The organism is Thioalkalivibrio sp. ALE20 (genome assembly GCF_000381405.1).
Lineage (GTDB): Bacteria > Pseudomonadota > Gammaproteobacteria > Ectothiorhodospirales > Ectothiorhodospiraceae > Thioalkalivibrio.
In genome coordinates this window covers 33793-50495 of sequence record NZ_KB906475.1, presented here as the reverse complement: position 1 = coordinate 50495, position 16703 = coordinate 33793, and the positions used below count along the sequence as shown (strand labels likewise).

General features: G+C 68.3%; 17 protein-coding genes. 14 read left to right on the top strand and 3 right to left on the bottom strand.

Annotated elements, in window-relative coordinates; translation table 11 throughout:
* Positions 1-6: 6 nt before the first annotated feature.
* The 11 genes from F790_RS0108795 to F790_RS0108745 all read left to right on the top strand — a co-directional run bounded on the left by F790_RS0108795 (position 7) and on the right by F790_RS0108745 (position 9253).
* Positions 7-387, top strand: a complete 381-nt coding sequence (locus tag F790_RS0108795) for a chemotaxis response regulator CheY (protein ID WP_018945949.1) — start codon at positions 7-9, stop codon at positions 385-387.
* A 35-nt stretch (positions 388-422) separates the two neighbouring features.
* Positions 423-1205: a protein phosphatase CheZ gene (locus tag F790_RS0108790; RefSeq protein WP_019590015.1), complete on the top strand. Its 783-nt coding sequence runs from the start codon at positions 423-425 to the stop codon at positions 1203-1205.
* Positions 1206-1277: 72 nt separating this feature from the next.
* A complete protein-coding gene (locus F790_RS0108785) occupies positions 1278-3545 on the top strand; it encodes a chemotaxis protein CheA (RefSeq protein ID WP_019590014.1) in 2268 nt (755 codons plus the stop codon).
* Between the two features lie 2 nt (positions 3546-3547).
* Positions 3548-4660 (top strand): chemotaxis response regulator protein-glutamate methylesterase, encoded by a 1113-nt coding sequence (locus F790_RS0108780; RefSeq protein ID WP_018869470.1) that lies wholly within the window; start codon positions 3548-3550, stop codon positions 4658-4660.
* A 1-nt stretch (position 4661) separates the two neighbouring features.
* Positions 4662-5405 (top strand): flagellar motor protein, encoded by a 744-nt coding sequence (locus tag F790_RS0108775; RefSeq protein WP_019590013.1) that lies wholly within the window; start codon positions 4662-4664, stop codon positions 5403-5405.
* A 7-nt stretch (positions 5406-5412) separates the two neighbouring features.
* Positions 5413-6285 (top strand): flagellar motor protein MotD, encoded by an 873-nt coding sequence (motD, locus tag F790_RS0108770; RefSeq protein ID WP_019590012.1) that lies wholly within the window; start codon positions 5413-5415, stop codon positions 6283-6285.
* A 17-nt stretch (positions 6286-6302) separates the two neighbouring features.
* Positions 6303-7106 (top strand): ParA family protein, encoded by an 804-nt coding sequence (locus tag F790_RS0108765; protein ID WP_018869467.1) that lies wholly within the window; start codon positions 6303-6305, stop codon positions 7104-7106.
* Positions 7103-7849, top strand: coding sequence for a chemotaxis protein CheW (locus tag F790_RS0108760; RefSeq protein ID WP_018869466.1), 747 nt, complete (start codon positions 7103-7105; stop codon positions 7847-7849). The genes F790_RS0108765 and F790_RS0108760 overlap by 4 nt, the downstream gene beginning before the upstream one ends.
* A 138-nt stretch (positions 7850-7987) precedes the next feature.
* Positions 7988-8446, top strand: coding sequence for a chemotaxis protein CheW (locus tag F790_RS0108755; RefSeq protein ID WP_018869465.1), 459 nt, complete (start codon positions 7988-7990; stop codon positions 8444-8446).
* A gap of 73 nt (positions 8447-8519) precedes the next feature.
* On the top strand, positions 8520-8747 hold the full coding sequence (locus tag F790_RS0108750; protein ID WP_018869464.1) for a hypothetical protein: 228 nt from the start codon (positions 8520-8522) through the stop codon (positions 8745-8747).
* An 83-nt stretch (positions 8748-8830) separates the two neighbouring features.
* On the top strand, positions 8831-9253 hold the full coding sequence (locus F790_RS0108745; RefSeq protein ID WP_018869463.1) for a DUF2802 domain-containing protein: 423 nt from the start codon (positions 8831-8833) through the stop codon (positions 9251-9253).
* Between the two features lie 23 nt (positions 9254-9276).
* Here F790_RS0108745 and F790_RS0108740 read toward each other — a convergent pair whose 3' ends face one another.
* Positions 9277-9594: an EscU/YscU/HrcU family type III secretion system export apparatus switch protein gene (locus F790_RS0108740; RefSeq protein WP_026300852.1), complete on the bottom strand. Its 318-nt coding sequence runs from the start codon at positions 9592-9594 to the stop codon at positions 9277-9279.
* Positions 9591-10784, bottom strand: a complete 1194-nt coding sequence (locus tag F790_RS0108735) for a flagellar hook-length control protein FliK (RefSeq protein ID WP_019590010.1) — start codon at positions 10782-10784, stop codon at positions 9591-9593. Before F790_RS0108735 ends, F790_RS0108740 begins: the two co-directional genes overlap by 4 nt.
* Before the next feature lie 155 nt (positions 10785-10939).
* On the opposite strand from F790_RS0108735, the gene F790_RS0108730 reads away from it, so the two are divergent.
* A complete protein-coding gene (locus F790_RS0108730) occupies positions 10940-11446 on the top strand; it encodes a low molecular weight protein-tyrosine-phosphatase (protein ID WP_019591420.1) in 507 nt (168 codons plus the stop codon).
* A gap of 59 nt (positions 11447-11505) precedes the next feature.
* Here the strand turns inward: F790_RS0108730 and F790_RS0108725 are convergent, their stop codons facing one another.
* Positions 11506-14535 carry an Rne/Rng family ribonuclease gene (locus F790_RS0108725; RefSeq protein ID WP_019591419.1) on the bottom strand — a complete coding sequence of 1010 codons (3030 nt, stop codon included), beginning with the start codon at positions 14533-14535 and terminating at the stop codon, positions 11506-11508.
* A gap of 478 nt (positions 14536-15013) precedes the next feature.
* On the opposite strand from F790_RS0108725, the gene F790_RS0108720 reads away from it, so the two are divergent.
* A complete protein-coding gene (locus F790_RS0108720; RefSeq protein WP_019591418.1) occupies positions 15014-15997 on the top strand; it encodes an RluA family pseudouridine synthase in 984 nt (327 codons plus the stop codon).
* Entirely contained in the window at positions 15994-16698 is a 705-nt protein-coding gene (locus tag F790_RS0108715) for an HAD family hydrolase (protein ID WP_018869457.1), read from the top strand. The genes F790_RS0108720 and F790_RS0108715 overlap by 4 nt, the downstream gene beginning before the upstream one ends.
* Positions 16699-16703: the final 5 nt, after the last annotated feature.

Genomic DNA, 16703 nt, shown 5'->3' with positions numbered 1-16703 from the left:
AAGGGTATGAAAATCCTGATCGTGGACGACTTCTCCACGATGCGGCGCATCATCAAGAATCTCCTGCGGGATCTTGGCTTCAACAACACCATGGAGGCCGACGACGGGAGCACGGCCCTGCCGATGCTGCAGAACGGCGACTTCGATTTTCTGATCACCGACTGGAACATGCCCAACATGCCGGGCATCGACCTCCTGCGCGAGGTACGCAAGGACGAGCGGCTGAAATCGTTGCCGGTGCTGATGGTCACGGCCGAAGCCAAGCGCGATCAGATCGTGGAGGCGGCAGAGGCCGGCGTGAACGGTTACATTGTGAAGCCCTTCACGGCCGAGACGCTCAAGGAGAAGATCGAAAAGATCTTCGAACGTATTGAAGCTCAAGGCTGAATACCGCGACCGGCTGACACGGCAAGAGAGACCCGATGACCGAACAAGAGAATGCCTCCGGGGAAGACCGGCTCGCGCTGGCGCGGGAGCTGGTGGGCGCTCTGGAAGGCGGTGACGAGGAGGCTTCGCGCCGCCTGATCCAGGAGCTCGCGCGGCCTTATGAACGCGAACTGTTCGACGAACTGGGCAAGCTGACCCGCGAACTGCACGAGGCACTGGAGAGCTTCCGGGGCGATTCGCGTCTGGTCGAGCTGGCGCAGGACGAGATTCCGGATGCGCGCGAGCGTCTGAGTTACGTGGTGACCCAGACCGAACAGGCCACGCACGAAACCCTGAATGCAGTGGAATCGTCCCTGCCGATTGCCGAGGCATTCGCCGGGCGTGCCGCGGAACTCACCGAAAAATGGACCCGGTTCCGCAACCGCGAACTGTCGGTGGAGGAATTCCGCGAGTTCGCGCGCGAACTCGATGCATTTTTCGAACAGACCGGCAAGGACACCGAGGAACTGCGCCGGTTGCTGTCACAGGTCCTGATGGCACAGAGCTACCAGGATCTCACCGGGCAGGTGATCCGGCGGGTCATCCGTCTGGTCACGGATCTGGAGGAAAACCTGGTCTCGCTGATCCGCCTGTCTTCCGGGCGCCTGGAGAAGGATGCCCGGGCGGCGGCCGAACAGGCCCCGGAGGCGGAACAAACCGCGCGCGAGGAGGACCGCCGCGGGCATGGACCCGCGGTGCCCCACACTCAAGATTCCGGCACGGATGTCGTTCAAGGACAGGACGAGGTGGACGATCTGCTGTCGAGCCTGGGGTTCTAGGGTCCGTCCCGGGATCCCCTTGCACCGGCAGCCATCTGCCGACGATTCGAGTCACCGGAACGGAGAGACCGCATGGCCATCGACCCCAACGACGAAATCCTCCAGGACTTCCTGATCGAGGCGGGGGAGCTGCTGGAAGGCCTGAACGAACAGCTGATCGACCTGGAACAGCATCCGGACGATACCGATCTGCTGAATGCGGTCTTCCGCAGTTTCCATACCATCAAGGGCGGGGCCGGTTTTCTCGGGCTCGACCCGCTGGTGACGGTTTGCCACAACGCCGAAGACGTCTTCAACCTGTTGCGCAATCACGAGCGCCAGGTGGACGGCCAGCTCATGGACACCATGCTGCGGGTGCTGGACACCCTCAACGTGATGTTCGGCGAGCTGCGCGACGGCCAGGAGCCGACGCCGGCGCCCGAAGATCTGGTCGACACCCTGCGACGCATGGCCCGCAACGAAACGGTCCCCGTCGGCGGCGGGGACGAAGCCGCCCCGGTCGCGGAAGAAACGCCGCACGCGGCTCCGGCCGGGGAGGCAGCGCCGGCGACGGCCGACGACTGGCCGTCGGAGGCGCTGGAGGAAGCGGCCGAGTCGCCGTCCGCGCCGGAGCCGGCAGCGGATGACGCGCCGGGCGATGACGAAGTCCGCGTGGGTGCCGGGGACGAGATCACCGACGACGAGTTCGAGGCCCTTCTGGACAGCCTGCACGGAGACCAGCCACCGAAACCGGTGGATCCGGGCACGGCAGCGGAGTCGGCCCCGGAGGTCGCGGCTGCGGATGGCGGTGACACGGGTGGGGGCGAGGACGAGATCACCGACGATGAGTTCGAGAGCCTGCTTGACGAACTGCAGGCGAAAGGCGCTGGTCCACCGACAGCCCCGGCCGAACCGGCCGAGCCGGGCCCGTCCGCCGCCGCGGCGGGCGGGACCGGAGATGCGGACACCGGGCCCGCCGCAGAACCGGCGGCAGCCTCGCCCGGGGACATGGCCGGGAAGGAAAAGGAACAGAAAGCGGAAAGTTCCGGTCCTGCGCCCGCCTCCGGCGGTGCGCGCGGCGGCGCTTCCGGCGGTGGCGGCGCCGGCGGGAGTACCGGGGGCGGCGGCCAGGGCGGCGGTGGACACCAGGGCGAAACCTCGGTGCGCGTGGATACCGAGCGGCTCGACGAGATCATGAACCTTGTGGGCGAGCTCGTGCTGGTGCGCAACCGGCTCAGCATGCTGCGCTCCGAGCACGTGGACGATGAACTGGGCAAGGCGATCAGTTCGCTGGCGCTGGTGACCTCGGATCTCCAGGCGTCGGTGATGAAGACCCGCATGCAGCCGGTGAAGAAGGTCTTCAATCGCTTTCCGCGCGTGATTCGTGATCTGTCGCGTAACCTGGGCAAGGAAATCGATCTGGAGATCTTTGGCGAGGAGACCGACCTCGACAAGAACCTGGTCGAGGCCCTGTCGGACCCGATGGTGCATCTGGTACGCAATGCGGTGGACCACGGGATCGAGATGCCCGACGAGCGCGAGGCGGCCGGCAAGCCGCGACGCGGCACGGTGGTCCTCGGGGCCGCCCAGGAGGGCGACCATATCGCCCTGATCATCAAGGACGACGGACGCGGCATGGATCCGGAGGCCCTGCGCCGCAAGGCGGTGGAAAAGGAGCTGATGGAGCCCGCGATGGCCGAGCGCATGACCGACCGCGAGGCCTTCAACGTGATCTTCATGGCCGGCTTTTCGACCAAGGCCGAGATCTCGGATGTCTCCGGCCGGGGCGTGGGCATGGACGTGGTCAAGACCAGCCTGAACCAGCTCAACGGCACCGTGGAGATCGATTCGGAGGTGGGCGTCGGCACCACGCTGCGGGTAAAGCTGCCGCTGACCCTGGCGATCCTGCCGGCGCTGATGGTGATCCTGGGCGAACGGCGTTTCGCGATCCCGCTGGCGGCGGTTTCCGAGATCCTCGACCTGGACCTCACCCAGACCCATTACGTGGACGAGCAGGAAGTCATCGTGGTGCGCAACCAGACCCTGCCGATCCATTATCTGTCGCGCTGGGCGAAGCCCGGCGTGGAACCACAACCCCGCGAGAACGCCCATGTGGTCGTGGTCCATGCGGCCGACCGCAAGGTCGGCCTGGTAGTGGATGGTCTGGTGGGGCAGGAAGAGGTTGTCATCAAGCCCCTGGGCCAGAATCTTCAGGGGGTCAAGGGCCTGGCGGGGGCGACCATTACCGGCGATGGTGGCATTGCACTCATTCTGGATGTCTCGGACCTGGTCACCCTGCTGGTGAATCAGGTACCGGGCAGCGGGCGCGCGCGCCGGGCCGCCCGACGAGCTGAGGGCTGAGGATGCCGGTCAAGGTTCTGGTGGTGGATGATTCCGGGTTTTTCCGACGCCGGATTGCGGAGATCCTGAACGCGGATATCGGGATCGAGGTCGTGGGTACGGCCGAGGATGGCCAGAAGGCGGTCGACGCCGTGAAGGAACTGGACCCGGATGTCGTGACCATGGACATCGAGATGCCGGTGATGGACGGCATCACGGCGGTCCGCAAGATCATGGCGGACCATCCGCGACCGATCCTGATGTTCTCCAGCCTGACCACCGAGGGTGCCCAGGCGACCCTGGACGCGCTGGAGGCCGGGGCGGTTGACTTTCTGCCCAAACGCTTCTCCGACATGGCCGGGGACGAAGACAGTGCCCGTGCCCTGCTGCGCCGGCGGGTCCGCAGTCTGGCGCGCAGCCGCGCGCGTTCCTCCAGTGCGCCGGGAGGGGACCGGCCGAAAACCGAGGCACCCGTGTCGGAACGCCGGCAGGCTGCGGACCGCAAGGCGAGCGAAACCGCGCGCGAGACGCCCAAGCCGCCGGTGGCCCGTCCGCCGGCACCGCTCAGTTCCCTGCGCGCGGTGCTGATCGGGACCTCCACCGGGGGGCCGGTGGCGTTGCAGGAGGTGCTCAAGCACCTGCCGGCGAACTTCCCGCTCCCGGTGGTGCTGGTCCAGCACATGCCGGCAAGCTTCACCCCGGCGTTTGCCGAGCGGCTGGACGCGATCTGCCCGATCCGCATCAAGCAGGCGGTGGACGGCGACTTCCTGCGCCCGGGCACGGCTCTGCTGGCCCCCGGTGGCCAGCAGCTGACGCTGGAACGCGGTTCCCAGACCCGCGTGCGGGTGACCGAGAGTCCGGCGGGCACCATCTACAAGCCGAGCGTGGACGCGGCCTTCGAATCGGCCGTCGATGCGCTGCGCGGCCAGGTCCTGGCCATCATCCTGACCGGCATGGGGGCGGACGGCCGCGAGGGCGTGCGCGCGCTGAAGGGTTGCGGGGCCCAGGTGTGGTCGCAGGATGCGGCGACCTCGGTGGTGTACGGCATGCCGGCGGCGGTCGCAGAGGCCGGATTGACGGACCACGTGTATCCGTTGCCGGAGATTGGACCGGCCCTGGTCAAGGGGTTCTGCTGACATGGATATCCTGAGCCTCATCGGGATTCTCCTGGGGCTCGTTGCGGTGCTGGGCGGAAGCATCGCCAAGGGAAGCGGGATCGGCGCGCTGTGGAATGCCGCGGCGTTCATCATCGTGGTGCTGGGCACCCTCGGCGCGACCCTGGTGCAGGCGCGTCTGGGGGTCTTCACGCACGGCATGAAGATGCTGCCGTGGGTCTTTCGTCCGCCGGCGATCGACAACGCGGCGATGATTCGGCGCGTGGTGGACTGGTCGAACATCGCCCGCAAGGAAGGACTACTCGGACTGGAGAGCGTGGCCGAAGAGGAACGCGACCCGTTCGCCCGCAAGGGGCTGCAGCTGCTGGTGGACGGAACCGAGCCGCAGGTGATCCGGCAGATCCTGGAATCCGACGTGGACAACCGCGAGGCCTTCGATCTGCAGGGCGCCAAAGTCTTCGAGAGCATGGGGGTGTATGCGCCCACGCTGGGCATCGTGGGCGCGGTCATGGGGCTGATGGCGGTGATGCAGAACCTGACCGATCCGGATCGTCTGGGCGCCGGGATCGCGGCCGCGTTCGTGGCCACGGTCTACGGGATCGCTTCGGCGAATCTGCTGTTCCTGCCGGTGGCCAACAAGCTGAAGGCACTGGTGCAGGAGCGCTCCCGTCACCAGGAGATGCTGATGGAGGGTCTGATCGCGATCGCGGAGGGGGAGAACCCCCGCAATATCGAGAGCAAGCTCGGCGGCTACGTGCACGGGTAGGACGAACATGGCCCGGCGCAAACGTCAGGAGGAGGAAGCCAACCACGAAGCCTGGGCGATCCCCTACGGCGACCTCGTGACGCTGCTGCTCGCGTTTTTCGTGGTGATGTATGCGATCTCCTCGGTCGACGAGGGCAAGTACCGGGTGCTGTCCGATTCGCTGGTGGAAGCCTTCGGGACCCCGGGGCAGCTGGAGCCGATCCAGGTCGGCGATCCCGGCGTGGTCGCACCACCGTCGGACGCGGACGTACCGCGTACGCTGGCACCCATCGACATCCGGCCGGGGCTGCTGGACGACGGCCCGCAAGCGCTGGACCGGGCGGCCTCGGGTCTGTTCGAGGAGCGCGGTGACGAAGACCTGCAGGGCCTGCTGGACGAGATCGCCGAGGTGGCCGCCGAGATCGAATCGGCGATGGCACCGATGATCGAGGACGGGCAGGTGGACGTGACGCGGGACACCTACTGGCTGGAGATCGAGATCACCAGCCAGTTGCTGTTCCCCAGCGGCGAGGCCACCCTGAACCCGGATGCGGAGCCCGTGCTGGAAGATATCGCGGGGGTGCTGGCGCCGCGCGCGGCGCGCATTCACGTCGAGGGGCATACCGATAATGTGCCGATCACCACGGAGGTCTATCCTTCCAACTGGGAACTGTCCGCCGCGCGGGCGGCCACAGTGGTCAGGATGTTCGAACAGCAGGGCATGGACCCGGCCGACATGGTGGCGCTGGGGCACGGGGAACACCGACCCGTGGCCGACAACGAGACCGCGGCCGGGCGGGCGGAAAACCGCCGGGTGGCGATCGTGGTGCTGCCCGGGGCCCCCCCGCGCGAGGACGGACAACGGGAACCGGAACAGCTGCGTGCGGTGCCGTCGCCGTAGCCACGAGAGGACGTCGCATGAAGATCTGGGCAGTAGCCAACCAGAAGGGCGGGGTGGGCAAGACCACAACGACGGTGACCCTGGGCGGATTGCTGTCCGGTCCGGACCAGCGTGTGCTGCTGGTGGACATGGACCCGCACGGCTCGCTCACCGCGTATTTCGGACACGACCCCGAGACCGCGACGCGCGGCGTGTACGAACTGTTCAATCAGGCGGTGGAAGGGGAGCGTCCGGACCCGGCCGGGCTAATACGCGAGACGCCGTTCCCGGGACTGGATCTGCTGACCGCGAGTACCGCGCTGGCAACCCTGGACCGTCAGCTCGGTACGCGGGGCGGCATGGGGCTGGTGCTCCGCCATGCGCTGGAGGGCGTGCAGGACGACTACGACTATGTCCTGATGGACTGTCCGCCGATGCTGGGCGTGCTGATGGTCAACGCCCTGGCGGCCTGCGACGAACTGCTGGTCCCGGTACAGACGGAATTCCTCGCCCTGAAGGGGCTGGAGCGCATGATCAACACCCTGACGATGGTCCAGAAATCGCGCAAGGCACAACTGAACTACCGCATCATCCCGACCCTGTTCGACCGGCGAACCCGCGCGGCACACGAAGCGCTTGCCGAGTTGCGGCGGCAGTACGGCGACGAGGTCTGGTCCGGGGTGATTCCGGTGGATACCAAGTTCCGTGATGCCTCCAGCGCAGGACAGCCGCTTTGCTTCATGATCCCGGATGCCCGCGGCGTGCTGGCCTATGCCGACCTGCTGGAAACCATCGGCGGACGGCTGCCACGGACCCACGGGGAGAGGAGACAGGCGAAATGAGCCGTCACCGGCAACAGAACGGGCCGCTGCTCGCCGAGCCACAGGCCCTCGAGGACTACTTCGGCGACCTGCTGGACGCGCCGGAGCCGGCCCCCGCCGAGCAGAAGGAGGAACGGTCCGCGCAGGATTCGCGTACACCGGTGGCCGAGGCACCGGCCGGCCCGCGCAGCCTGATGCGCGACGACATCCTGGAGCCGGTGGACAGCCCGGTGGAGGTTCCGGCGAGCGAACCGGCGCCGGTTGCCGGCCCCGCCGCGCCGCCGGAATCTCCCGCGGGTCCGACGTATCCCCGGCCGGAAAAGCCGTTTTCGGCCCTGGTCATCGAAGCCGGGCCACTGACCCTGCTGGCTCCCCTGGTGGACCTCGGAGGCGTGACACCGCTGGATCAGCTGAACATCCGCCCGACGCCGGCGCATTCTCCGTGGTATCTGGGCATCGCGGACAGCAAGCAGGGCCGGGTGCAGTTGATCGACCTCGCCGCCATCGTGACGCCGTCGGACCGGGAGTACGAACCGGACACCGCGCGTCAGGTGGTCTTTCTCGCGAACTCGCGCTTTGCGCTGGCCTGCCGGGCGATTCACGGGACCCGCACGATCGATCCCGAACAGCTTCGCTGGCGCAGCGAACGGCGCCGGCTGCCGTGGCTCGCGGGCGTGGATCGCGAGAAGATGGCGACCCTGCTGGACCTGACGGCATTGCACGGCAGTCTCGAGGCCGGGGACTGGGAGTCCGGCCAGGGGTGAACCACCGGCCGGACCAGGTGGCCTTCAAGCCGCCCGGACGTCGGCCGTTACATTGAAAAAGAATCCATGTTGCGTGTCCGTCCCGCCGGACACGACCGCTCCAAGAGGATGAGCATGAGCGCACAAGACGTTGAATCCATGGCCAAGGCCGATACCGCTCCGTACGTGACCTTCAGCCTGGCCGACGAGACCTACGCCATCGACGTGCTCCAGGTCCAGGAGGTGCTGAAGGTGTCGGACATCGCGCCGGTACCCGGCGTACCGGATTACATCCTCGGCATCATCAACCTGCGCGGCAACGTGGTCACGGTGATTGATGCGCGTCGGCGCATGGGGCTGGAAGACCGCGAGCCGGACGATGCCTCGCGCATCGTGATCATCGACGTGGACGACCAGAACGTGGGCATCCTGGTGGATTCGGTGTCCGAGGTGGTGCGGATTTCGCCCGACAGCGTGGAGGCGGCGCCGGAGGTCGGCAACGACGAAAGCAGCCGTTTCATCCAGGGCGTAACCAGTACCGAAGCGGGTCTGACCATCCTGGTCGACCTGAACAAGCTCCTCTCCGACGAGGAGTGGGCGCAGCTGCGGGAGCTGTAGCCCGGCGCCGGATTCGCCCGGTCGGGCGGGACGGCGCACCGATGCACGGGCCGACCGTGCGGGAGGTGAAAAAATGGTGGACGAGCTCCAGCACGACCGTTCCGTACGGCCGCTTTACCCGGTCCTCAGGCCACCTCGCGACGTGCGTCCGGTGCACACCAGCGTGGCCGGCCACGCCCTCAGCGACGACCATGATCGCGACCCGATCCTGCGCCCCGGGATCCCCCCGGCCCAGCAAAAACCGCCACGCCTGGCCGAACGCGAACGGCGCCGGGGCGGGCGGATCGACGAATACGCCTGATTGCCGTCGCATCGCATCTCCGGACTGGCCTCGGACCGTGACTTCACGCGACAATCGGGCCAGCCAACGGGGAGCACGGGTTGATGGGAGAGAATCTACTGGTCTGGCTTGCGGCGGGGATCGCGCTGCTGGCCACCATCGTGGCGGGATTCGCCGTTGCGCTGGTGCTGCTGCTGCGGCGGCAGCTCACGGCTCTGCGGCAGGACTACCAGCGCCAGGCGACCTCCCTGATGGCCCTGCAGGGGGCGATGAAGGTCCTGTCCGAAGGGGTGATCAATCACGGTCAGGCGCAGGCTTCGGTACAGCGGGCGCTGGAACGCCTGCACGACCAGCACACCGAGCTGCGCGCGCGTGACCCGGATCAGGGCTCGTACGAGAAGGCCATTCAGCTGGTCCGCGAGGGTTATCCGCGCGAGGAAGTCCGCCGGCTCTGCAGCCTGACCGCCGCGGAACTGGACCTGATCTACAGCCTGCACGGTGCCGGGAGTGCGCGTGACGACGACTGACGGGGGCTGATGACGGGGGCTGATCAGGATCGTCCGAGGTCCTCCGGGGTGATCCCCGCCAGCAGGAACACGAAGGCCAGTACCTCCGCCACGGCCACATAAAGCTCCTCGGGGATCTCCTCGCCCAGCGGGACCTGGGCCAGGGCCTCGGTCAGGGCGGCGTCCTGATGCAGCGGGATATCGTTTTCCTCGGCGATCCGGAGGATCTCCTCCGCGGTCACTCCGGCGCCCGAAGCTGTGATGCGCGGTGCCTGCCGGCGATCCCACTCCAGGGCGACCGCCCGGTCATGCCCCGGCGCCCCCGTGGCCCCGCCCGTTCGCCTGTCGCGGCCACGAGTCATGCGCGTTCGTCCAGCATGCCGTGCACCCGGTCCGGCCGGGCCTGCGGATCGGTATCCACGTCGCCCTGACGCACCGCAAGACTCGCCGGTTCCAGGTCGCGCGCGGCGAGGTTGTCGCGCAGGGACCCCTGGCCGGCCTGCAGGCGTTCCACGGTCTCCGCACGTTCGGCGGTAAAATGTATGTGCAGTTGTCCGGCCCGTGAATGCAGCACGATGAGGGTCGGGCCCAGGGCCGGCAGATCGAGGGTCAGGCGACAGCGCCAGTCCCCTTCGGTGGCCCCGTCGTGTTCGCCGGCGTGTTTTTCGATCTCGCCATGCAGGCCCTGTATACCCTGCGGGGTCCGAAATGGCAGTTCGAACAACCAGCGCTGAGGATCCGCTCCGTCGCTGGCGGCCTGCAGCTGGAGACTGGCGAGGCGGGCCAGCATGCCCTCCAGCAGCGGGCCCGTCCCGCCCGCGGGGGCCGACCCGGCACTGACGCCCGGGCCGGTGCCGGGCATCTGCCGCAGGGCGTCGGCCGCCCGCAGCAGCCGGGCCTTGAGGTCGCCCGACACGTTCGGGCCCGCGCTGCCCGGTGTACCGGACTGGGCCAGCATGGACTCCAGCCACACCCCGGAGGCACGCGTCGCCTGCTGCAGGCCTTCGGGGCGGGTCAGGCCGGAGACGTCGGGGAGACCGCGCACCAGGGCGTCGATGCGCATCGAGGCCGTGTCGGAGCGGGCGTCCGCGGGCGTTGCGGCGGCGGAGAGGGCCTGCAGCGTTGGTGCCAGGGCGCGCGCCGCGGGCAGGGTCCGGCGCAACAAGGCCGCCAGGCGATCCATCTCCGCCGGCGACCCGGTCCCGACGCCCGGTGAACCCGCGGACGGCAGGAGCCGCACTTCCAGCGAGGGCGAGCTGCGCGTGACCTCGGCCATCAGGCGCTGGCCGCTTTCGGCGCGGGCAGCCAGCGCCTCGGACATCGCGCCGGCCAGCCGAGCGACCATCACGCCGGGGCGATCGCCGCTGCCACCGCTACCACCCCCGGTTGCGGGCAGCTGCAGCCGGACGTTGCCGTCCGCCAGGCGCTCGATCATGCGGACCTCCATCCGCTGTCCAACGGCGGCCAGCGGATCGCGGACCCCGCCGGCACGCGCACCGTCCGCGGAGGCGGGGAGGGGTAGCAGAGGACGCGATCCGGTGAAATCGCCCATGGGGAACGCTCTTCTCGCTGGAATGCCGGATCAGCATGGCACAAAGCCCGGCTCGGGCGGAATCTCGGGCACGAGCATGCCTGCTTGTCACAAGGGCCGCGGCCGGGCAGGCTCCCGCCGCGTCGAGTCATTTATTCATCAACAGAGGAAACAACATGTCCAAGCTGCGTGTACTCATGGTCTGCATGGGTAACATCTGTCGTTCGCCGATGGCACATGGCGTACTCGAACAGCGCCTGCGCGAGCGCGGGCTGGAGAACGCGATCGAAGTCGATTCGGCCGGGACCCATGGCTATCACATCGGCTCCGGGCCGGATCCCCGGGCGCGCGATGAAGCCCGGGGCCGCGGCTACGACATCAGCCACCTGCGCGCGCGCCAGCTGGAACGCGAAGACTTCGATGAATTCGACTACATCCTGGTAATGGACGAGGCGAACGAGCGGATTGCTCGCCAATTGCAGGGCAAGGATACGCGCGCCCGCCTGCAACGCTTCCCCGAGTACGCCGTGAACCGGCCCGAAACCGAGGTCCCGGACCCGTATTACGGTGGAGGGGAGGGTTTCGTCCATGTGATGGACCTGGTCGAGGCGGCCGCGGACGGCCTGCTCGAGCACTTCGAACGCGAGCACGGCATCCGGCCGCGGAAGGGATCCACTGGCTGACCGGGAAACCCGCCTCCACAGGTACATGCCTGCGGGGACGGGATTCATGGAACCGGGCCTCAGTCCTTCTTCGACCCGGAACCGTCTGCGTCCGTCTCGCCGCCGGTATCCGCGGGCTCACTGTCCGCGGGCTTGCTGTCCCCGGCGTCCGCTGCCGGGCCGGCGTCGGAGGCTTCGCTCGCGGGTGCGCTCTTGCGGGACCGGGTCGAGCTCGTGCGGCGACGGCGGCTGGACGGGGCCGTGCTGGACTCCGGGGATCCGTCGGATGATCCGGTTTCGGGCGCGGATGCGGTAGCCGCTTCGCTGGCGGGCTCCGTCACCGGCTCCGCGCTGCCCTCGTCACTCGTATTGCCCTCCGCCTTTTGCGCGGCCCGCGAACGTCCGCGGCTCCCGGAGGAGCGCCGCCGACGGCTGCTGCTTCCACTCGCGTCTTCGCCGGTGTCATCGCTGGCCGCCTCCGGAGCCTGCTCCGTCTGTGCCTCGGCCGGGGCCTGGTTGTCTGCGTCCCCTTCGCTGGCGGCGGGTTCCTTCTTTTTCGCCGGTTTGCGGGTGCGGGGTTTGCGACCGCCGGATGCCGGTGCCGCCTCGCTGTCTTCCTGCGAGGGGCTCACCTCCGGTGCTTCGGCGTCGGAGCGGACCGGGGTAGGGGCCTGCGATCCGGATTCGCTGTTGTCGGTCGTGGGCTCGCCGGAGTCGGTGCCGCCGGAATCGGTGGCGCTGGCGTCCAGGTCGCCACGGGGCTCCTGGCTGTCCGCTGCCGCGTCGGCGCTGCGGGAACGGCCACCACGACGCCGGCCACCACGGCGGGAACGCCGGCTGCGCGTCCGCCCCTTGCCGTCATCCCCGCTGTCCACGCCGCTACCGGAGGTCTCCGGCGCACGATCCGCGGCTTCCTGTGTGGTGGCCTCCACGGGCGTTTCGGTGCTGATTTCGGCCGTTTTCGCGCCTTCAGGGGCGGTCCTGGCTTCGCTCTTGTCTTCACCCTTGCGGGACTTGTCGGCGCCGCCGCTCTTCCCGGAACGCCCGCCGCCGGGGGACTGGTCCTTGACTTCGCCGGGGTCGCCGGTCTTCTCCTTGCGCGGCTTGTCATCACCTTCGGGCTTGCCGCCGCTCCGGCCGCCACCCTTGCCGGTGCGCGTTTCCTCCCCGGACTTGTCGGGTTTGTCGGACTTGCGGGACTTGTCACCCTTGCCGCCGCGGGAACGGCGGCTGCCATTGCCACCGCTGTCGCCGCTCCTGTCGCCGGACTTGCGGTTGCGATCCGGCCCGCGCTCGCCACCCTTGCCACGGCGCCGGCCACGCCCTTCGCCCTCTGGCGCCGTGTCCGATTCGGCCGGCGTGCCGGCAGTGCTGGCCGGGGGACGGCTGTTGGGGAACAGCGCGGACCAGATGCGTCCGAAGAATCCGGGCTGGGCCACCGGTTCCGGCGGCGGCCCGGCCGGAGCGGAGGAACCCGCACCGGTCGGCGGCGCGGCCGGGGACTCCGGCGGTGGTGCGGATACCCTGACGCCCTGAACCAGCGGTTTTTCCGGCTTCTGCCGGCGCTCCTGATGCGGGTCCGGGTCTTCCTCCACGATTTCCACCAGCTGGTGGCTGCTGCGATCGCTGACCACTTCCTCGCGTTCGTCACCGCGCACGCGCTGCACGGTGAAATGCGGGGTAAAGAACTGCGGGTTGGGGATGATGCTGATCTCGACCCCGTGACGCTCTTCGATCTCGCCGATGGCCTGGCGCTTCTCGTTGAGCAGGAAGGTGCCCACATCCACCGGGACCTGGGCCAGGACCAGGCCCGTACGGTCCTTCATGCCTTCCTCCTCCATCAGGCGCAGGATGGACAGCGCCATGGATTCCACGCTGCGGATCTGGCCGTGGCCGTGGCAGCGCGGGCAGGTGATCTGACTGGATTCGCCCAGCGAGGAGCGCAGCCGCTGGCGCGACATTTCCAGCAGCCCGAAGCGGCTGATGCGGCCGACCTGGACGCGCGCGCGATCCATCTCCAGCGCCTCGCGCAGGCGGTTCTCGACCTCGCGCTGATGCTTGTTGGCGCTCATGTCGATGAAGTCGATGACGATCAGGCCGCCGAGATCACGGATCCGCAGCTGCCGCGCGACTTCCTCGGCCGCTTCCAGGTTGGTGTGGAAGGCCGTCTCCTCGATGTCGCCGCCCTTGGTCGAGCGCGCCGAGTTGACGTCGATGGAGATCAGCGCCTCGGTATGGTCGATCACCAGGGCACCGCCGGAGGGCAGCTGCACCTCGCGGTCAAAGGCACTCTCGATCTGGCTTTCGATCTGGTAGCGGTTGAACAGCGGGACCGGGTCGGTGTAGTGCTTCAGCTTGCGCAGGCTGTTGGGCATGACCATGCGCACGAACTCGTCGGCCTGTTCGTAGATGGTGTCATCGTCGATGATCACCTCGCCGACATCGGTGCGCATGTGGTCGCGCAGGGCACGGATGATGACGTTGCTTTCCTGGTGGATCAGGGCAGGGGCCCGGGCCTTTTTCGAGGCCTCGGTCACCGCCGACCACAGCGCTGTCATGTAATCGAGGTCCCACTGGAGCTCTTCGGTGCTGCGGCCGACACCGGCGGTGCGGGCAATCAGGCCCATCTCTTCGGGGATGTTCAGGCCCGACAGGGCCTCGCGCAGTTCGGCCCGGTCCTCGCCCTCGATCCGGCGCGAGACGCCGCCGGCCTTCGGGTTGTTGGGCATCAGGACCAGGTAGCGCCCGGCCAGGCTGATGAAGGTCGTGAGCGCTGCACCCTTGGTGCCACGCTCTTCCTTTTCGACCTGGACCAGGATTTCCAGGCCTTCCTTCAGGAACTCGCGGACGGGCTTGTCGCTGTCGGCCGGTGCTCCCACCGCCGAATGGGCGATTTCCTTGAACGGCAGGAAGCCGTGGCGGTCAGCCCCGAAGTTGACGAAGGCCGCTTCGAGGCTGGGCTCGACGCGGGTGATCTTCGCCTTGTAGATGTTGGCTTTCTTGCGCTCGCGCGAGGGAAGTTCGATGTCGAGGTCGTACAGCCGCTGGCCGTCGACCATGGCGACGCGCAGCTCTTCCGGCTGCGTTGCGTTGATCAGGATGCGTTTCATGCGATGGACTCGTTGGGGCGTCCCGCTGCTCCCCGACAGGGCCGGTCGGGCGGGCGGTGACCGTGCGGCACGGATGCTGTGCTGAAAGAGTGCGCGCAGGGGCGGCGCGTAGCGTGAGCCAGCGCGCCAGCCAGGTATTCACCAGCAGCCACGGGATCAGCCGTCCTTCTGGACAGCGACCGGGGAAGCAGGACTGGGTTAAAAGAAATAGTGTCACGCGTTCGCTCTTGGCGAGGGCCGTCCGGCCCCGGCGCCTGAGGCGCGGGCCGGAGCGGTGGATGATTCGTGGCGGCGTACGCCCGAAACGGGGTACCGCCAGCGGGCAATGTAGGATACAAGGCCCTGCCGCGGCAAGTTTTTTGCTACTTTATGACGACGCACGGCAGGATCCGTTCTGTCCCCCGGGTGACGATCGTCGCGGCGTCGGCAAGCACGGCGCGCATGGCCGCGGGCAGGGGACTGCGGTAGCATTCCGCGCATGAAATCCCGATCTTCCGACGCCGGCGCTTCCGGCCCCCGCGAGCTGGTGGTGGGCGAGCGCGCCGACGGCCAGCGTCTCGACAATTTCCTGTTGCGCGAACTCAAGGGAGTGCCGCGGAGTCTGCTCTACCGGCTGATCCGCAAGGGGGCCATCCGCGTGGACGGCCGGCGGGCCAGCGCGCGCCAGCGCCTGTCCACGGGCTCGAAGGTCCGCGTGCCGGACCTCGAGCGTCCGCAGGAGACCGGCACCCCGGATGTGCCGCCGAAGGTGCTGGAACGCCTGCGCGGGGCGATCCTGTTCGAGGACGACGACTACCTGGTGCTGGACAAGCCCTCGGGTCTGGCGGTGCACGGGGGCAGCGGTCTGCCGTTCGGGATCATCGAGGCGATGCGGGTGTTGCGGCCGGATGCGTCGCTGGAACTGGGTCACCGTCTGGACCGCGAGACCTCCGGGTGTCTGGTGCTGGCCAAGGGGCGCGAGCCGCTGCAGGCCCTGCACGAAGCCCTGCGTGACGGGCGCGTGGACAAGCGTTACCTGGCGTTGCTGGTTGGCCGCTGGAAAGATGACCAGCCCATCCATTGCGATGCCCCGCTGAGCGCGGATCGCGGCGACGACGGGCGCCGACGCATGTCCGCGGCAGGCGACTCCGGCGGACGCCAGCGCGCAGCGAACAGCGTGTTCATGCCGCTGGAAGCCCATGGCGCCTTTCAGCTGGCCGAGGTCCGCATCGGCACCGGACGGACTCACCAGATCCGGGTGCATGGCCGCGAGATCGGTCATCCGGTCGCGGGCGATCATGAATACGGCCTGCCGGATGCCAATCGCAGGCTGCGTCAGCTGGGCCTCGGACGCCTGTTCCTGCATGCCCAGGCGTTGCGCTTCGAGGACGGAAGGGGCGAGGAGCGGATCTTTTCCGCTCCCTTGCCGGACGAACTGCAGCAGGTGCTGGAAAATCTGGACACGGCGGACGCGACGACATGACGGCAACGGGCAAGGATACGCAGGTGGCATTGCTTCCGCCCGACACCGGGGAACTCCGCCTGGTGGTCTTCGACTGGGACGGGACGCTGATGGACTCGCCGCGGCGCATCATCCATTGCCTGCGCCGCGCGGCCCGCGAGCACGGTCTTCCCGAGCGCGAGGAAAGCGCGCTGCGTGGCATCATCGGGCTGGGGGTGCAGGCGGCGGTACGTCAGCTCCACCCCGAACTGGACGACGCCGGGATACAGGCGTTCGCCGCGAGCTACCGCCAGTGCTACCTGGAGGCCACGGATGCCCCGGACGAGCCGCTTTACCCCGGCGTGGAGGCGCTGCTGGAGGACCTGGACCGGCGCGAGATCCTGCTGGCGGTAGCCACGAGCAAATCCCGCGCCGGGCTCGACCGGACGCTGGCGGCCAGTGGACTGGGCCCCCGCTTCGTGGCCACCGTGACCAGTGACGAGCAGCCGTCCAAGCCCGCCCCCGCGATGCTGGAGGACCTGTTGCGGCGTACGGGGGTCGCCCGCGAGCGGGCGCTGATGGTGGGCGACAGCATCTACGATCTGCAGATGGCGCGGGCGGCCGGGGTACGGGCGGTGGGGATCACCCACGGGGCCCATTCGGATGCGCGCCTCGCCGCCGAGGAACCGGCGGCGCTGGTGCCGGACATTCCCGCGCTGCACCGCCGACTGATGGAACCGTGACGGAA

Bases quoted from the DNA above. Each gene is read 5' to 3' on its own strand.
- F790_RS0108795 (WP_018945949.1), top strand. From the start codon at position 7: ATGAAAATCCTGATCGTGGACGACTTCTCCACGATGCGGCGCATCATC.
- F790_RS0108790 (WP_019590015.1), top strand. From the start codon at position 423: ATGACCGAACAAGAGAATGCCTCCGGGGAAGACCGGCTCGCGCTGGCG.
- F790_RS0108785 (WP_019590014.1), top strand. From the start codon at position 1,278: ATGGCCATCGACCCCAACGACGAAATCCTCCAGGACTTCCTGATCGAG.
- F790_RS0108780 (WP_018869470.1), top strand. From the start codon at position 3,548: ATGCCGGTCAAGGTTCTGGTGGTGGATGATTCCGGGTTTTTCCGACGC.
- F790_RS0108775 (WP_019590013.1), top strand. From the start codon at position 4,662: ATGGATATCCTGAGCCTCATCGGGATTCTCCTGGGGCTCGTTGCGGTG.
- motD (WP_019590012.1), top strand. From the start codon at position 5,413: ATGGCCCGGCGCAAACGTCAGGAGGAGGAAGCCAACCACGAAGCCTGG.
- F790_RS0108765 (WP_018869467.1), top strand. From the start codon at position 6,303: ATGAAGATCTGGGCAGTAGCCAACCAGAAGGGCGGGGTGGGCAAGACC.
- F790_RS0108760 (WP_018869466.1), top strand. From the start codon at position 7,103: ATGAGCCGTCACCGGCAACAGAACGGGCCGCTGCTCGCCGAGCCACAG.
- F790_RS0108755 (WP_018869465.1), top strand. From the start codon at position 7,988: ATGGCCAAGGCCGATACCGCTCCGTACGTGACCTTCAGCCTGGCCGAC.
- F790_RS0108750 (WP_018869464.1), top strand. From the start codon at position 8,520: ATGGTGGACGAGCTCCAGCACGACCGTTCCGTACGGCCGCTTTACCCG.
- F790_RS0108745 (WP_018869463.1), top strand. From the start codon at position 8,831: ATGGGAGAGAATCTACTGGTCTGGCTTGCGGCGGGGATCGCGCTGCTG.
- F790_RS0108740 (WP_026300852.1), bottom strand. From the start codon at position 9,594: ATGACTCGTGGCCGCGACAGGCGAACGGGCGGGGCCACGGGGGCGCCG.
- F790_RS0108735 (WP_019590010.1), bottom strand. From the start codon at position 10,784: ATGGGCGATTTCACCGGATCGCGTCCTCTGCTACCCCTCCCCGCCTCC.
- F790_RS0108730 (WP_019591420.1), top strand. From the start codon at position 10,940: ATGTCCAAGCTGCGTGTACTCATGGTCTGCATGGGTAACATCTGTCGT.
- F790_RS0108725 (WP_019591419.1), bottom strand. From the start codon at position 14,535: ATGAAACGCATCCTGATCAACGCAACGCAGCCGGAAGAGCTGCGCGTC.
- F790_RS0108720 (WP_019591418.1), top strand. From the start codon at position 15,014: ATGAAATCCCGATCTTCCGACGCCGGCGCTTCCGGCCCCCGCGAGCTG.
- F790_RS0108715 (WP_018869457.1), top strand. From the start codon at position 15,994: ATGACGGCAACGGGCAAGGATACGCAGGTGGCATTGCTTCCGCCCGAC.